Annotated in this window: 1 pseudogene; it reads right to left on the bottom strand. The window is 69.4% G+C overall.

The annotated features are described in order from the left end of the window. Positions 1-4: 4 nt before the first annotated feature. A pseudogene (locus RAC81_RS16965) lies at positions 5-386 on the bottom strand (PKD domain-containing protein); the annotation flags it as partial.

The raw sequence follows: 386 nt of genomic DNA, 5'->3' as shown, positions 1-386 counted from the left end.
CGGGTCAGGGGATCGCGACGACCTTGATGCTGCCGAAGGCGACGGTGTAGGGAACGTTCGTGGTCCCCGATCCCAGGTAGGCGGCGACGCCGACATGTCCCGCGGCCTGCAGAGCAGCCGTGGCATCCGTCGTCGAGACCTGCCAATCGGTCGGCTCGGCCGCGCCCGTCTTCCACACCTTCGCGCGGATCGTGGTCGGGTTCGTGCCGAACGCCTGCACTCGGACCTGCAGCTCCTCCCCCGCCGCGAGAGTCAATCCCGTGACGTTCACCGCCGCCAGCGTCGTCGACGTGCGCTGCAGCTGCAGCTGCACCGACCCGTTCGCCGCCACCACCACGCGAGCACGGTAATCCTCCGCACCCACCCGACGCGCGATGAACGAGGTG

Source organism: Microbacterium sp. CR_7 (assembly GCF_041954755.1).
Classification (GTDB): domain Bacteria; phylum Actinomycetota; class Actinomycetes; order Actinomycetales; family Microbacteriaceae; genus Microbacterium.
Note: the sequence above shows the minus strand (reverse complement) of the source record. Positions and strands in the feature narration are given on the sequence as shown.